Consider the following 15,454-nt stretch of genomic DNA (forward strand, 5'->3'; position numbering starts at 1 on the left):
AAAACAAATTTATTCTAAATTTTTCTAATTAGACAATTGTAAATCTAATAAGATTAAAAGTAGTACCTTTGTCTATTCAAAATTTAAGAGAAAAATGATATTAGTTCAAAACTTAGGTTTACATTTTGCTGGAACTTATTTATTTGAAAATGTAAATTTTAGAATTAACAAGAATGATCGAATTGGATTAGCAGGAAAAAATGGAGCAGGAAAATCAACCTTATTAAAAATTTTATCTAGAGTGCAACCTTCTACAGAAGGTACTGTTGAGAAAGAAGGAGAAGTACGTATCGGGTTTTTGAAGCAGGATTTAGATTTTGAAATGGGAAGAACCGTATGGGAAGAAGCCAAGCAAGCATTTACGGAACTCAATGCAATTAATGATAAAATAGATAAAATCAACCATGAGCTTGCTTCGAGAACAGACTATGAGTCTGATGAATATCACAAACTCATTACTAACTTAACAGAATTTACCGAACGTTACTCAACATTAGGAGGTTATACTATAGACGGGGAGATTGAAAAAATATTAAAAGGGTTAGGTTTTAAAGAATCAGATTTTAATAGACTTACTGATGATTTTTCGGGAGGATGGAGAATGAGAATTGAATTGGCAAAATTGTTACTGGAAGAAAACGACGTTTTACTTTTGGATGAGCCGACTAATCACTTAGATATAGAATCAATTATTTGGTTGGAAAACTTTTTAATTAACTACAATGGAGCTGTTGTTTTGGTGTCACACGATAAGCAATTTTTAACTAATGTAACGAACCGAACGATTGAAATTTCCAATAAATCCATTCAGGATTACAAAGCAAATTATACCAAATATCTCATTTTAAGACAGGAAAGAAAAGAAAAAATAATTCAGTCTCAAAAAAATCAAGAACAAGAAATTAAACGTACAGAGCAACTTATTGACAAATTCAGAGCAAAAGCAAATAAGGCTTCTTTTGCCCAGTCTTTAATAAAAAAGTTAAATAAAATTGAACGTATCGAAGTTGAGGATGATGATGTGACTCGCTTTCATATACGATTTGAACCAAGCGTAACTCCCGGAAAGATTATTTTTAAAGCGGAAAATTTAGGAAAATCTTTTGACACACATACCGTTTTTGAAAACGCAACTTTTTATATCGAAAGAGGAGAAAAAATTGCTTTCATTGGACAAAACGGGCAAGGAAAAACCACACTAGCTAAAATTATGGACGGTCTTCTTTCCTATGAAGGAAAATTAGAAATAGGGCATAATGTACAAATTGGATACTTCGCTCAAAACCAGGCTGAAGTACTAAATCCTTATAAAACTATTTTGGAAGAAGCAGAAGATTCTGCTACTGAAGAATCTCGTCCGAAAGTACGGGATTTATTAGGGTCCTTTCTTTTCCAAGGAGATGAAGTTCATAAAAAAGTATCGGTCCTTTCCGGTGGCGAACGAAACCGTCTAGCTCTCTGCAAATTACTTCTTCGTCCTTTTAATACCTTAATCATGGACGAGCCTACCAACCATTTGGATATACAATCCAAAACTATTCTTAAGCAGGCCTTAAAAAATTTCTCGGGGACCCTTATCTTGGTATCTCACGACCGAGAATTTCTGGAAGGACTTGCAGATAAGGTGTTTGAATTTAGAAATGGAGAAGTAAAAGAATTTTTAGGGAATATTACTGAATATTTAGAATATCGAAAAAAAGAAAATATGAGAGAGGTGGATCTTGAAAAATCAAGTATTACTAAAACTCAAAAAGCAATTCAAACAACAACTGCAAGCAAGGAAGTTCAATCCAAAACTAAGGAACAGAAATCCCTTGAAAATAAGTTGTCTAAACTTGAAAACGACATAGAAAAAACTGAAGAAAAGATTTCTTCTTTTGAAGATATTTTCACCAAAGAAAACCCTAAAGATGAGCAACTTAAAGAATATTCCGAACTAAAATCTAAACTTAAAAAGCTCAACCATGACTGGGAAGCTATTTTTACTCAGTTAAATGCTTAAAAGGTTTATCTAAGCACCGAATAAAAGATAAGGAAGCCTATGCTCATAGTGAGTATAGGCATCATTCTTTCTATGGATTGAGTTATAATTTTTATCGTGTATATAAATTCAATTTGTTTTCATGTCCCTTATTGGAAAGGAATACTTAAATTTGTTGTATAATTTCTTAATTTCAAATCATTTTGACAATAATAACTTTTACAATTATCCTTTTTTTTGGAGCAATTGCGGCGGGGACATTGGGATCACTTACAGGACTTGGTGGCGGAGTGGTAATTATTCCTCTGCTTACTCTCGGTTTTGGTGTCGATATAAAATATGCGGTGGGTACCGCACTCGTAACTTCAATTGCCACTTCTTCCGGAGCGGCAGCAGCCTATATAAAGGAAGGAATGACCAATGTTCGTATTGGAATGTTTCTTGAAATTGCCACCACTACTGGAGCTGTATTAGGTGCATTGGTAGCCGTATTTTTGCCTACTTCGGCCATTTATATTATTTTAGGTTTTACTCTCATTTTCTCTTCGATCATGACATTGAGAAAGAAAAATGCAGCTATTGATTATACTGCTCCGGGAAGTAAGCTGGCGACCAAGCTAAAATTAAACGGAACCTATCCTACCCCTAATGGAATTCAAAATTATAATGTTAGAAATATTGGTGCCGGATTTTCACTAATGACAGTGGCAGGTGTGCTTTCAGGTATATTGGGCATTGGATCGGGAGCTCTTAAAGTATTGGCAATGGATACTGCCATGAAAATACCATTTAAGGTGTCTACCACTACCTCTAATTTTATGGTTGGCGTAACAGCCGCTGCCAGCGCGGTTATTTATTTCCAAAGAGGTCAGATTGATCCCTTTCTTGCCATGCCTGTGGTAGTAGGAGTTTTGCTAGGTGCATTTTTAGGCTCTAAAATATTGATGGTTATTAATGTGCAGCTGTTGCGAAAAATTTTTAGTCTAGTTATAGCTATACTTGCTATTCAAATGATATATAGAGGGTTAGAACCCTCATTAATTAGATGGTTTCCTCATATAAATTTTCCTAAACTTTAAGTTGATATAATGGTTAATTTTTTTTCAAAAAAATTCTGGGAGGAACGTGATGTAGAGCTCTATATAGGGAAACTGTTACGTTACGGAGTAATTCTTTCTTCTCTTATTACTATTACTGGTGGTGTAATTTATATATCCCAACATCCGGATCAAGAATTGAACTTCAAAACTTTTGTAGGTGCTCCTAATTATTTAAGGGAATTATCCACACTTCTTCCTGCTGTTTTAAAATTAGACGGTTTAGCTATCATTCAATTAGGTGTAGCCGTGTTAATAGCCACCCCCGTTTTGCGGGTCGCCTTCTCTATAATAGCTTTTGCCATCGAAAAGGATCGTATGTATATAGTTATAACCTGTATAGTTTTAGCTATTATCTTATCCAACATGATTTTCGGACTTGAAGGATAAAATTTAATCTTAATAAATAATTTGCATGCCTCTGCTTATACACTTATATGCAGCAAAAAATTAAACACATAGTATCGGAAAGTACTTTTTTTATTCTCGGCTTTTATTTCAGCCGTGGATTGCGTATAGCTGTAGCTATAGTTATTCCGTTGATTGCCGGTTGGCTTTTTAATAGACCGGGTATTGGTATAGTTGCTTCTTCAGGAGCTTTGGTTGCCGGTTTGGGAGATAATCCCGGATCGATACGTGTTAAATTTAACACACAATCCATTGCTGCTTTATTTTATTTTTTAGTAGTCCTCGTCAGCCAATTATTGATTTCCCACAAAGTTATTTTCGGTATATGGATTACTTTATGCGGCTTTTTCTTTTCCATGTTTTTTATATACGGTTCTCGGGCTGTAAGTGTAAGCATATCTTCCTTGTTATGTGTGGTATATGCTTGTAGTTTTGAGGGCAATCACATTGTAATGAACACATTGGGAATGATGTTGGGTGTACTTTTATATGGGCTTATTTCTTTAGTTTTATGGAGAATTCAACCGTATAGGGTTATTGAACAAAAAATAAGTGAAAATATTAGATATTTATACGAGTATACTGTACTTATTCATGAATATTTCCTTATAAAGTTAAAAAATCCTACAAATGTTCAGAAACAAACCGAAGTATTAAATAAATTATTTGAAAAACAGGAAAAAATACATATTAATCATGAAGATATTCGAGAAAACCTTTTTAAATTAAGAATAAATGCAAAAAGCTTTTCTGCAAAAGGAAGAAAGATGACTTTGATATTCAGCGCCTTAATTGATTTATATGAACAGCTGATATCATTAAATCTTCAAGACAATAAATTAATTGACTCTCTTATTAAAAGTAACTTAAAAAAGGATTTTGAATATCATTTATCTAATATGGAACATATTCTTTATGAATTAAGTTGGTCTATAAATTTACATAAAAATGTTTCAGTTTCTATAGATATTTCTCAATTAGACTACTTTAAAAATCGTATAATTGATCTTGAAAATAATAAAAATGAAGATGCTAATATTGATATTAATGCATTGAAGCATGTTCGCTTTATATTTAAATCTTTTTATAAACAGACGGGATTCATAAAATCCCTTATAAATGGTGAATTCAGAACCGAGAAAAAGCAATATGAAGACTTAGATTTAGAAAAGTTTACCAGACAATACAATTATAATTTTTCAACTTTTAAGGCTAATTTAAATCTAAAATCAAATATCTTTAAACATGCTTTAAGAGTAAGTTTAGCGATTTCCGTTTCATATATTATTTGTACTTTACTGAAAATTGAATATTATGCATGGGTATTTTTAACCATAATTTTGATTTTAAAACCCGTATATGGAAATACTAAAAATTCATGTATCCAAAGACTACAAGGAACCATAATTGGAGGACTCATTACTCTCAGTTTACTACTTATTACTCACAACATTTATGTTATTTGTGTAGTTACATTTATATGTATAGTAGGTGCGTATAGCTTTATTCCTATCAATTATAGAACTGGAGTTGCTTTTGTTACTATATTTGTTATACTTCTGATTTTTTTAGAGCATAGCGGAAGCGACAGCTGGACCAATATTTATCATCGTTTGGGAGGAACAACCATTGCAGTAGTAATTAGCTTTATAGTAAGCTTCTCCTTTCTTCCCACCTGGGAGTATAAAAATCTTCCTGTTTTAATTGATAAATTACTTAAATCTAATTTAGATTATTTTAATAAAATAACCTATAATTTATTGAATAATGATAAACTTTCTGATACAGAAATAAAGCTATCCAGGAGAGATGTTTTGCTTGAAACATCCAACTTATCCAGTGCTTTTCAAAGAATTATTTCTGAGCCCAAAATCTCAAAAAATTACAAATCCGATATTTATAATATTCAAACATTTATTAATCTTCTTTCTACAAGAATTTCTTCACTTAGATCCTATATCAATCAGAATAGTTTAGCTACGGAAATTGATTCTCAATTAATTTTTTCAGTTGAAAATAACTTAAATAACTGTTTATTGAACATTGAGGGTACTTTAGTTAATTGTGACATTGAATGTATAGAGAAAGAAGAAGAATTAAATCTTTTGGCGGAAAATCAATCATTAATTACTTATCAGCTTCGGGAAATTAGCCTTTTATCTCAACAAATTTATTCCTATATAAATAAGCTAAACAATTTCGAGGAATGGAAAAGCTCTAAAACTTAAAAAAACTAGTAAAACTTTTAAAGGTATACATAATAATAACATAACGAAATAATTTACCTGCTAACATGGAGATAGAGACCTTATAAATATTTGCTTTCGTATATCCCAAAGCAACCGGAATAACATCACCAATTACTGGTAAAAAAGAAAAAAAAGAAATATATGCTCCTTTTTTATTTAGTTTATGAGATACAGTGTCTATCTTATCCTTTCTGATTTTTAAATATTTTTCGATCCATTCTATTTTGCCTAACCTTCCCAAATAATAACTGGTCATTCCTCCTAACCAATTTCCGATGGCGGCAATTACAATACTTATCCAAGGAGTTCCTCCCATAAGAAGAATACCGGTAAGGACAGCCTCTGAACTAAACGGTAAAATTGTAGCTGCAAGATAAGAAGCTACAAATAATCCTATATATCCATACTCTATTAACGCATCTAACATATAGAATTATTTATCTAATATTTGCATGGTTTATCTTATCATCTTTAATTCTTTCATAAATTAGATGATAAGCTTCTTCTTTGAGGTCCTGTTTGGTTACCCCTTCCGGAAATAGAATTTTAATTCGTTCTACTTTAACTTTACCCGGATATCCTAAATTAAAGACAAAAGGAAACATATTCTTAAGGTTATGAAATACGTACACAACTATCGGACTGTTGCAATAAACGGAAGATATGAAGGCTCCATCTTTAAATTTTTCTAAAATTATTTTACGCTTTGGAACCCCTCCTTCCGGAAAAATAACAACATTTCTATTATTTTGGGTCAATTCTTTTTTTACAGCTGAGAATACGGCTTGCTTACTTTGATTATTTGATCTGTCTACTAGGATAGATACCTTTTTATAAATTCTACCAAATACAGGATATTTTTCCAGCTCTTTTTTACCAACAAACACTATGGGATGTTTCGGATGAAGCACATACATTAACACCACGTCAATTAAAGAAGTATGATTGGCTATAAAAATATAATTTTCATTTGGGTCTAAATTCACTTTCGAATATAAAGAATATGTAAATCCTGATCCGTAAAAAATCACACATCCCCACATACGCATAAAGAAATAAGTAAGCTTATTATTATTCTGATAAGACATCAGATAAATTATAACTCCAACAGTAAGTGTACATAGGGCTGTTAAAATATAAAACCATACTTTCCAAAGAATTGTTGCTACTGTCTTGAGATATTTCATATTTAATCTATATGAACCTCTAAAAGTTTCGTTTTAACATGAGGCTTTATTTCTATATTTGATAAGGCTGCCGGAAGCAATACTGTTTGTCCTTTAGTAATAATAACAGGTATATTTTGATTCAAAATTGAACATTCTCCTTCAATACAAATGAGTATTCGAAAGGAATTCCCCGAAGAAAAAAGGATTTTATTTTCTGTAATTTCCATTTTAGAAACCGTAAAAAACGGTGAAGTAACAATTGTTGCTTCTTCCGAATTTTTATCATATTGCAAAAAAGGCTCATCAACAAAAGAAAAATCCATTACATCCTCTGCTTGTTTGATATGTAAATCTCTTTTTTTTCCGTTTTTATCGATCCTATCGTAATCGTATATCCTATAAGTTACATCCGAATTTTGCTGTATTTCAATTACCGACACTCCTTTATCTAAAGCATGAACAGTTCCGGAAGGAATAAAAATTACATTTTCTTTTTCCGGATGTACTTTTCTTAGAATTGAATGTAACGTGTTGTTTTCAATGCTTTCTTCAAAAATACTTTTATTTATCCCTTTTTCAAACCCTAGTATAATTTTAGAATCAGGCTCAGAGTCCAATACATACCACATTTCTGTTTTTCCAAATGAATGATGATGAACTTCGGCATACTCATCGTTAGGATGCACTTGAACGGATAAGGGCTGAGCAGCATCTAGAAACTTAATAAGAAGGGGAAACCTATTCCCATATTTCCGATATATTTTTTTCCCTACAAGCTGTTCTTTGTACTCTTTAATTAAATCATCTAAATCTTTTCCTTTCAAAATTCCATTAGAAACTATACTTACTGATCCCGGAACTGTAGATATTTCCCAACTTTCTCCTATATTTTCTTCTGTTATATTTTTTCCGAGATTTTTTAATTTATTCCCACCCCATATTCTATAATGGAAAGAAGGCTGAAATAGCAATGGATATAATGACATATATAGATTTATTTATGCAAAAATATGATTTTTTAAATTTTTATTTATTAGCACTTTAGTTATGTAAGCAAAAAATTGAAATCTTCTGAAGAATCCAATTCTCTTATGGGCTGATTATGTATAAATATTCTTGCAGTTTTTTCACCAATAAGTCTTAGTTTTTTATTTTCATAATGTAGTATTGTACCTTCTCTGAGCCCTACTACATATACATTAGGATTTAAATGTATAAATTCCATGATACGTTGCTCTCGTGTTTCTCCACCAAAATCAGAAGGGTGGACATCCAAATAATGTGGATTTATCTGAAAAGGTATTAGATTTAGGGTTTGAAAATTTTCTGGCTCAATAATAGGCATGTCGTTAGTTGTTCGTAATGTTGGGCATACAATGTTAGATCCTGCACTCCATCCTATATATGGAGTTCCCATACTTACTTTTTCACGTATAAGAGATAATACTTTTTTTTGCTGTAATTTTCTTACCAACTGCCATGTATTTCCTCCACCTACCACTATTACATCAGCATTTTTTACGGCTTCTTCAACATCTGAAAAATGATGTATACTTTGCACTTTTACATGTATTGATTTCCAGGCTTCATTTACTTTATTTTCATATTCATCATAGGAAAACGTTACGGCTGCATAAGGAATAAATAGAATATTTGATTTTTCATCCTCTAAAAATGACTGGACTTGATATTTGGAAAACTCAAGATATCTCTCCCCCACATTAGTGGAATTGCTTAGTAATAAAAGCTTCATAATTCTTTTATTTATATATTAATCATTAATAAAAAGAGTAATTCATTCTAATAATAACTTGGGAGAAATTACCATTGAAAAGCTATTATCGGTAATTTTATAAATAGAATAAATTAATTAACTTTTCTTCCCCCAAATATAGATAAAAATTAATTATACTTCATTATAATTGCTTTAAACCTAAGCAATAAGAAAATTTCCTTACAATATAATCATTTCATTTTCATTACTTTTAAGTAAAAATCATTTTATAAATTTAAATTTATATATATTTTTGAATAAATTTATGTAAATGCATACTATTAACTCTTTGGCTGAACGATTGCTAGGCAGAAGCTTAACTAAAAATGACGGAGTAAAACCTTCTGAACTTGACAAGATTGAAATTAAGTTAGGAACTACTTTACCTAATATTTTACGTGATTTGTATCTGTTGGTCGGAAAAAATAATATGCTGATGGAATCTTTTAATCGATTTGCTTTACCCAGCCAACTACAGAAAGATGGAAACAAAATAGTATTTCTGGAGGAAAATCAAAATATATGCTATTGGGGGTTTGAAATTGATCAAGAAAATGTTAATCCGAAAGTTTATCAATTATTAAATGAAAATGAATGGTTTGAGGAACAAATTCCTCTTATTGAATTTATAATTGTTATGCTCTATTATCAATGTGCACAGGGAGGATATGAATTTTTTGGAATTTCCAATATTTCTGATGAAGATCTTGAGATTTTTATTCATACTGAATGGGAAGATGCCGTTAGATACAACGGATTACAAATTTATTGGAAGCAAGATTGCTTATTATGGTATGTATATGATCATAACAATGTCAGAGTCAATAATCTGTATTTTTCTGCAAGAACGGAAGAAGCTTTTACCATTCATAGCCAAAAATACGAACTTGAAAGTTTATAACCGTTATCTTTAATAATAGCTGTTTAATGTAAGAATTTTATCAATATTATTTATCTATTGATCTGATTTTGTTTCCTCTAATAATACAACTAAAAAATTATTTTTTTCAACAAACACAAACAAGATAATATAATTTCAAAATTACTAAAAAATTAGCAATTTAAATCCATACATATAATTAACAATGTAATAATTTAATTTATTTTTTGAAATTTTATTAATTTTAAACCTAAGAGTAATATTATTTTAAAAAAGTAATTAATGGCAGTAAAAATAATAAACCAACAAAATTTTAAGTGGATAGACTTATTTAACCCTTCTAAAGAGGAGATGCAAGAAATTGCAGAAAAATGCAATCTTAATTTCTATAACCTTGCGGATAGTTTAGAACCTAATCACCTACCAAAATTTGAAACTGAAAACGGAGTTAATTTCCTCATATTAAGAGTTGTACATAAAGGAGAAAAAAAAGATACAAATATTGAAAGTCTATCTAACAAAATTGCCATTTTTTTTAATGAATCTTTAATCATTACTATACATCGTATAGAAATGCCTTTTATTGATGAGATTGTCACCAAATGTTTAAATAAAGAGGAAACTATATCGACCAATATGGTCATTATTAAAATTTTAAAATGTGTTTTACAAACCTATAATGACTCCATTTTACATATTATAAACAGATTAGAATCCTATGAAAATAAACTTTTTTTAAAAAGTCCTAATTCAAGAGTATTGCAGAACATCTATTCTTTAAAAAGAAAAACAAATCTATGCACCAAATTATTGATCCTTTCAGATGAAGTTATTAACTCAGTTAAGCCTACTAAACAAGAAAAAGCGGCTCATCAAGACGTGAAAGACTTGTATTTAAAACTTACCACTCTTTATGAGCAGGTGATGGATGATCTGAATAATTTGCTTAATCTTTATATTTCTCTTTCTTCTCAAAAAACCAATGAGATTATGAAGACTTTGACCATATTCTCCATATTTTTTATGCCGTTAACTTTTATAGCCGGTATCTATGGTATGAATTTTCATTTTATGCCTGAGCTCGATTATAAATGGGGTTATCCGATCATAATATTTATTATGTTTATTATTACGTTAATTATTTATTATTGGTTGAAAAGAAAAAAATGGCTTTGAATAAAATATTCTAATTAAATAAATTCATATTACTGATTGAAAAGTTGTTTTCAAAAGATATCTAAATAAGACATGTAAAAAGTTCAACCTTAAAATTAATTATTTTTGATATTGTTAGATTTCATCTTTTATTCAAGATATAATAATTATTTTTGTAATTAAAATTGTCAACAATGTATAGAACCCACACCTGCGGAGAACTTAATGAATCAAATATCGGGCAAAAGGTAATTCTTGCCGGATGGATACAAACAATTCGAGATAAAGGTTTTGTAACTTGGATTGATCTACGCGATCGATACGGAATTACTCAACTTGTTTTTGATGAACAACGTACTGATAAGGACTTAATTGAGAAAGCAAGAAAATTGGGTCGTGAATATGTAATTCAAGTATCAGGAACAGTCATTGAAAGATCGAGCAAAAATCCTAATATATCTACAGGTTCTATTGAAATTTTAGTCGAAAAATTATCCATACTTAACGAATCTTTGGTTCCCCCCTTCACTATTGAAGATGATACCGACGGAGGGGAAGAGATACGTATGAAATACAGATACCTGGATATAAGGCGTAATCCGGTAAAAGATAAATTAATTTTCAGGAGTAAAGTTGCACAATTGGTGAGAAATTACCTTTCCGGTAAAGGATTTATTGAAGTTGAAACTCCTGTTTTAATAAAATCAACTCCTGAAGGAGCGCGTGATTTCGTTGTACCTTCACGTATAAATCCGGGACAATTTTATGCTTTACCTCAATCTCCTCAAACATTCAAGCAACTACTCATGGTTGGTGGCCTAGATAAATACTTTCAATTGGTTAAATGTTTTCGCGATGAAGATCTACGTGCAGACCGTCAACCTGAATTTACACAGATAGATTGTGAAATGTCTTTTGTAGAACAGGAAGATGTTCTTAACACTTTTGAAGGGTTAACTAAACATTTATTAAAAGAGCTTAAAGGCATTTCTTTTGATAAATTTCCGCGAATGACTTATGCTGAAGCTATGAGAAGATATGGTAATGACAAACCGGATGTTCGATTTGGAATGGAATTTATTGAATTGAATGAAGAATTACAAAACAATGGCTTTAAAGTATTTGATGAAGCAGAATTAGTTGTAGGTATAAATGTTGAAAAATGTGCCTCGTATACTAGAAAACAATTGGATGAGCTTACCGATTGGGTGAAACGGCCTCAAATAGGAGCTTCAGGATTAGTATATATACGTTATAACGAGGATGGAAGCATTAAATCTTCTGTAGATAAATTTTATTCGGAAGACCAGCTTAAAATCGTTATTAATAAAGCAAATGCGCAACCTGGTGATTTGCTACTGCTATTATCCGGTTCAACAAAAAAGGTGCGGCCTCAACTCAGTGCTTTACGTATGGAATTGGCGGAACGTTTGGGATTAAGAAATCCTGATGAATATGCACCTTTATGGGTAGTGGATTTTCCTCTTCTTGAATGGGATGAAGATGAAAACAGATATCTCGCCATGCACCATCCTTTTACTTCCCCTAAGCCTGAGGATATATCCATTTTAGACACTAAGCCTGGTGAAGTAAGAGCTAATGCTTATGATCTCGTATTGAATGGTAATGAAATTGGAGGTGGGTCTGTTCGAATCTATAATAAGGAACTTCAGGGAAAAATGCTCTCTTTATTAGGATTTACAGAGGAAGATGCTGAAGCTCAATTTGGATTCTTAATGAATGCTTTTAAATTTGGAGCTCCTCCTCATGCGGGAATTGCCTTTGGTTTTGATCGTCTGGTAGCCATTTTGGGAGGACAAGAAGTAATCCGCGATTATATTGCATTCCCAAAAAATAATTCAGGTAGAGATGTTATGATCGATGCACCTTCTTATATTTATAAAGAACAATTGAAAGAACTTAATATTGAGATAATTAACGATTAATTTTAATTGATTAATCTTTTATTAAAATAAAAAGCAAAATTTTTGATAACAAAAATTTTGCTTTATAAACTAAATAAAATAAAACCAATTTTGTGAGAACACACAGTGAAAATTACTCATTTACTTTATAATAAAGTTAAATTTTCATTTATCTTCTTCAAAGTTAGTTTTTTTATTTAGAATGATTATAAATAAATATATGATTTAAATCATATTAAAAAATTATACATTATTATTGCCTTCTAAAAATTCTTTTTGTGCGTAATAATTACTGTTATACTTAAATCAAATTAATTATCTTGAGGAATTTCGTATGTAGCAGGTTTTATTTTATTGTTATATTCAATAGGTCCATTATTTTGTAATTGAGATTCATTTACTTTTAAAGATTTTTTTTGAGCATTTTTATCTTTGTCTTTAAAAAATTTCAGTAACTCATCAGCTTTTTTACCTTCGTCTTTGTCTTTATAATCAATGGAAATACTTTCTAATGATTGCATAAATTCTTCTTTATTGCCAAGCTTTGCATCACAAAAAGCCGATAATAAAGCAAATTTTGCTACGATCTCATCTTTCGGATATTTCAAATTAGCTTCAGATGCTAAATCTTTTACTTCACAATATTCTCCTTTCTCATATTTTTTATAAGCTTCTTCATAGAATAAAATGGATTCAGACGAATTAGTTTTTAATGTATTGACTTGAGGGTGTGTTATGCTATATGCATATTTTGAGTCCGGATATTTTTTCAATATTAAATCAGAATATTTATTAGCTAAACTTTTATTTTCCTCTTGATTATATTTATAAAGATTATACATAGCTGCGAGAGTAATCTCATCGTTAAAGGGAACCATAAGCAACAAATGTTCTAACGTTGATGTAGCTGATTTTACATCATGTAACTTATCATGATATAAGATGCCTAAAGATAATTCTACGGAATCTCTCTGATTTTTTAAGACATCCAACTCTGCTTTGGTTTTAGGTAAATTTTCTGTATAATATTCAATTTCAAATCGTCGTGAATTTTTTGAATCTGATTGACCAGTTAACTCAGATTTTACATCATCTAAATTTGATATTTTTTTGCTCATTCTCCAATTATCAACTAACATTCTATCTCCCCATTGCTTTTTGAATTCAGATTGCCCTGCTTGCTTCAAACTATTATTATAAAAATACCATTTTCCTTTTGAATTAGGAGTTATTAATGTAAATAATCCAGAGTCATTATCTAATGTTTCAGTTGCAAACTCTGTGTTATTTTCTCTTCTCTTATTTTTTTCCAGTTGTAGTCTTTCTTTTTCTTCTTTTTCTTTTAGCTGTTTAATAAAGTTTTGATAATAATTATTTCTTTCTTCGGGGGCCATACTAGCTACATGTAAAATACTATCATTCTTTTTTACTAAATAGTACTTTTGTGTTATTTCCTCTAACACTTTATTTTTAATACTTAACCTCTTTTTCATCGTAGGGTCTACGAATCTTGAAATAGCACTATCATAATATGCGCTTGCATATACATAATCAGGCTTTGAAAAATATACATCACCTACTTCCTGATAAGCTAATGCTCGTATTTGTGGATCGCTTTCTTTTTCTTTTAAAGACTTAAAGAAATATGTCATAGCTTCTTTTTCTCTCTCTTCTCTAAGAGATGTAAGTCCCATCGCATAATAAATTTCATTTTTTCTAGATTGATATAATCCTTTTTTCGTTAAGTATTTTAAAAATTTTATTCTGTCTAAATAAGCTACGCTGTCTTTTTTCTTATACAACCTAGATAAAGCAATTTGCGACTTTATCTCCATCTCAGGAGAAGATTTTTTCTTATAGGCATTATTATAATAGTTAATTGCAAGATCATCTTCTTTTATTTTTTCTGATAGTTGCCCTTGGATGAAATTAAAACGAGCTTGTTCAGCTTTATTTTTGTTATATTTTTTAGCCAAATCAAGTGCTTTTATAGCCTCTTTATATCTTTTTTCATCAATTAGAAACTGAGGATAAATTTTTGAAATAAACCTTGCATCCTTTTTTTTCAATTTTTGATTAATAAGATTTTCGTATATTTCATTGGCCTGAAATACATTTCCAGCCTGAGCTTGCGCTAGAGCCATGTATCCTTGTGCCTCGGTTTTACGCCTATTTTTAACTAATGTAGAATTCATGTAATTCAAATAATTAAGAGATTCAAACGGATCTTTTTTATAATAATAGGCTTTTGCTAATAATAAATAGGCTTCACTCATCATAGAATTATATTCTTTGCCTTTAATGAGCATTGAGTGTTTTTCAATGGCTTTTTTTCCTTTTTCTATTGCTTTGTCATAGCCCTGTGCCTTAGAATCATTACCGGCTCCTAAAGCTTTATCAACCATGCCAGATAATGAATTTATAGCTCCTTGAGCGTCTAATTTTTTTAAATTATCTTTAATTTCTTCTGAAATCTTAAATGATTTTTTTTCTGATTCTTGTAAAGCTAAATCAATGGTATTTTCTTTTTGTTCTTCAAAAGGATCTCCCGGTATAACTGGCAAAATTGTAGAAAAATTATCTCTATATTTCGAATCTCTTGATTTCATTTCTTCATTTAATGCCTCTTTTCCATTAAATAACGTATTATTCCAAGTAGTAATACGATGATATGTACGATGGGTTATTCCGTTTTTTTTGGTGGAGCAGCCTCCTAATAGACTTAAAATCAGAATTGAATATATAATTTTGTTCATTTATTCCTTATAATTGACAAAGCTAATAAAAAAACGAAATTTTATTAAATTTGTTGTTTT

The 15,454-nt window shown here is 30.3% G+C and carries 12 protein-coding genes; 7 read left to right on the forward strand and 5 right to left on the reverse strand.

Features of this window, described 5'->3' with window-relative positions; all coding sequences use genetic code 11:
* The first annotated feature begins 94 nt into the window (after positions 1 to 94).
* From Q0T35_RS01305 to Q0T35_RS01320, 4 genes are all read left to right on the forward strand, one after another.
* Entirely contained in the window at positions 95 to 2,002 is a 1,908-nt protein-coding gene (locus Q0T35_RS01305; RefSeq protein WP_295840566.1) for an ABC-F family ATP-binding cassette domain-containing protein, read from the forward strand.
* A 182-nt stretch (positions 2,003 to 2,184) separates the two neighbouring features.
* On the forward strand, positions 2,185 to 3,060 hold the full coding sequence (locus Q0T35_RS01310) for a sulfite exporter TauE/SafE family protein (protein ID WP_293917150.1): 876 nt from the start codon (positions 2,185 to 2,187) through the stop codon (positions 3,058 to 3,060).
* A 9-nt stretch (positions 3,061 to 3,069) separates the two neighbouring features.
* The gene (locus Q0T35_RS01315; RefSeq protein ID WP_293917153.1) at positions 3,070 to 3,468 is read left to right on the forward strand and encodes a DUF1634 domain-containing protein; all 399 of its coding nucleotides are present in this window, start codon (positions 3,070 to 3,072) and stop codon (positions 3,466 to 3,468) included.
* 47 nt (positions 3,469 to 3,515) lie between these two features.
* On the forward strand, positions 3,516 to 5,714 hold the full coding sequence (locus tag Q0T35_RS01320) for an FUSC family membrane protein (protein WP_295840568.1): 2,199 nt from the start codon (positions 3,516 to 3,518) through the stop codon (positions 5,712 to 5,714).
* On the opposite strand, the gene Q0T35_RS01325 is transcribed toward Q0T35_RS01320, so the two are convergent.
* The 4 genes from Q0T35_RS01325 to pepE are packed head-to-tail and all read right to left on the reverse strand — an operon-like array spanning position 5,704 to position 8,657.
* Positions 5,704 to 6,162, reverse strand: coding sequence for a YqaA family protein (locus Q0T35_RS01325; protein WP_295840570.1), 459 nt, complete (start codon positions 6,160 to 6,162; stop codon positions 5,704 to 5,706). The genes Q0T35_RS01320 and Q0T35_RS01325 overlap by 11 nt on opposite strands.
* Before the next feature lie 10 nt (positions 6,163 to 6,172).
* On the reverse strand, positions 6,173 to 6,922 hold the full coding sequence (locus Q0T35_RS01330; RefSeq protein WP_293917159.1) for a 1-acyl-sn-glycerol-3-phosphate acyltransferase: 750 nt from the start codon (positions 6,920 to 6,922) through the stop codon (positions 6,173 to 6,175).
* Between the two features lie 2 nt (positions 6,923 to 6,924).
* Complete coding sequence (locus Q0T35_RS01335) at positions 6,925 to 7,890, reverse strand: type I phosphomannose isomerase catalytic subunit (protein WP_293917161.1); 966 nt, start codon at positions 7,888 to 7,890, stop codon at positions 6,925 to 6,927.
* A gap of 59 nt (positions 7,891 to 7,949) precedes the next feature.
* The gene (gene pepE / locus Q0T35_RS01340) at positions 7,950 to 8,657 is read right to left on the reverse strand and encodes a dipeptidase PepE (protein WP_293917163.1); all 708 of its coding nucleotides are present in this window, start codon (positions 8,655 to 8,657) and stop codon (positions 7,950 to 7,952) included.
* A gap of 292 nt (positions 8,658 to 8,949) precedes the next feature.
* Here pepE and Q0T35_RS01345 point away from each other — a divergent pair, with 292 nt between their 5' ends.
* From Q0T35_RS01345 to aspS, 3 genes are all read left to right on the forward strand, one after another.
* Positions 8,950 to 9,579 carry a hypothetical protein gene (locus Q0T35_RS01345; protein WP_293917164.1) on the forward strand — a complete coding sequence of 210 codons (630 nt, stop codon included), beginning with the start codon at positions 8,950 to 8,952 and terminating at the stop codon, positions 9,577 to 9,579.
* A gap of 261 nt (positions 9,580 to 9,840) precedes the next feature.
* A complete protein-coding gene (locus Q0T35_RS01350; RefSeq protein WP_293917167.1) occupies positions 9,841 to 10,734 on the forward strand; it encodes a CorA family divalent cation transporter in 894 nt (297 codons plus the stop codon).
* A gap of 173 nt (positions 10,735 to 10,907) precedes the next feature.
* Positions 10,908 to 12,659 carry an aspartate--tRNA ligase gene (gene aspS, locus Q0T35_RS01355; protein WP_295840576.1) on the forward strand — a complete coding sequence of 584 codons (1,752 nt, stop codon included), beginning with the start codon at positions 10,908 to 10,910 and terminating at the stop codon, positions 12,657 to 12,659.
* Positions 12,660 to 12,949: 290 nt separating this feature from the next.
* Here the strand turns inward: aspS and Q0T35_RS01360 are convergent, their stop codons facing one another.
* Positions 12,950 to 15,394 carry a hypothetical protein gene (locus Q0T35_RS01360; protein WP_295840577.1) on the reverse strand — a complete coding sequence of 815 codons (2,445 nt, stop codon included), beginning with the start codon at positions 15,392 to 15,394 and terminating at the stop codon, positions 12,950 to 12,952.
* Between the last annotated feature and the right edge of the window lie 60 nt (positions 15,395 to 15,454).

This window comes from uncultured Apibacter sp. (genome assembly GCF_946479295.1).
In the GTDB taxonomy this organism is placed as follows: domain Bacteria; phylum Bacteroidota; class Bacteroidia; order Flavobacteriales; family Weeksellaceae; genus Apibacter.

Bases quoted from the DNA above. Each gene is read 5' to 3' on its own strand.
- Q0T35_RS01305 (WP_295840566.1), top strand. From the start codon at position 95: ATGATATTAGTTCAAAACTTAGGTTTACATTTTGCTGGAACTTATTTA.
- Q0T35_RS01315 (WP_293917153.1), top strand. From the start codon at position 3,070: ATGGTTAATTTTTTTTCAAAAAAATTCTGGGAGGAACGTGATGTAGAG.
- Q0T35_RS01320 (WP_295840568.1), top strand. From the start codon at position 3,516: ATGCAGCAAAAAATTAAACACATAGTATCGGAAAGTACTTTTTTTATT.
- Q0T35_RS01325 (WP_295840570.1), bottom strand. From the start codon at position 6,162: ATGTTAGATGCGTTAATAGAGTATGGATATATAGGATTATTTGTAGCT.
- Q0T35_RS01330 (WP_293917159.1), bottom strand. From the start codon at position 6,922: ATGAAATATCTCAAGACAGTAGCAACAATTCTTTGGAAAGTATGGTTT.
- Q0T35_RS01335 (WP_293917161.1), bottom strand. From the start codon at position 7,890: ATGTCATTATATCCATTGCTATTTCAGCCTTCTTTCCATTATAGAATA.
- pepE (WP_293917163.1), bottom strand. From the start codon at position 8,657: ATGAAGCTTTTATTACTAAGCAATTCCACTAATGTGGGGGAGAGATAT.
- Q0T35_RS01345 (WP_293917164.1), top strand. From the start codon at position 8,950: ATGCATACTATTAACTCTTTGGCTGAACGATTGCTAGGCAGAAGCTTA.
- Q0T35_RS01350 (WP_293917167.1), top strand. From the start codon at position 9,841: ATGGCAGTAAAAATAATAAACCAACAAAATTTTAAGTGGATAGACTTA.
- aspS (WP_295840576.1), top strand. From the start codon at position 10,908: ATGTATAGAACCCACACCTGCGGAGAACTTAATGAATCAAATATCGGG.
- Q0T35_RS01360 (WP_295840577.1), bottom strand. From the start codon at position 15,394: ATGAACAAAATTATATATTCAATTCTGATTTTAAGTCTATTAGGAGGC.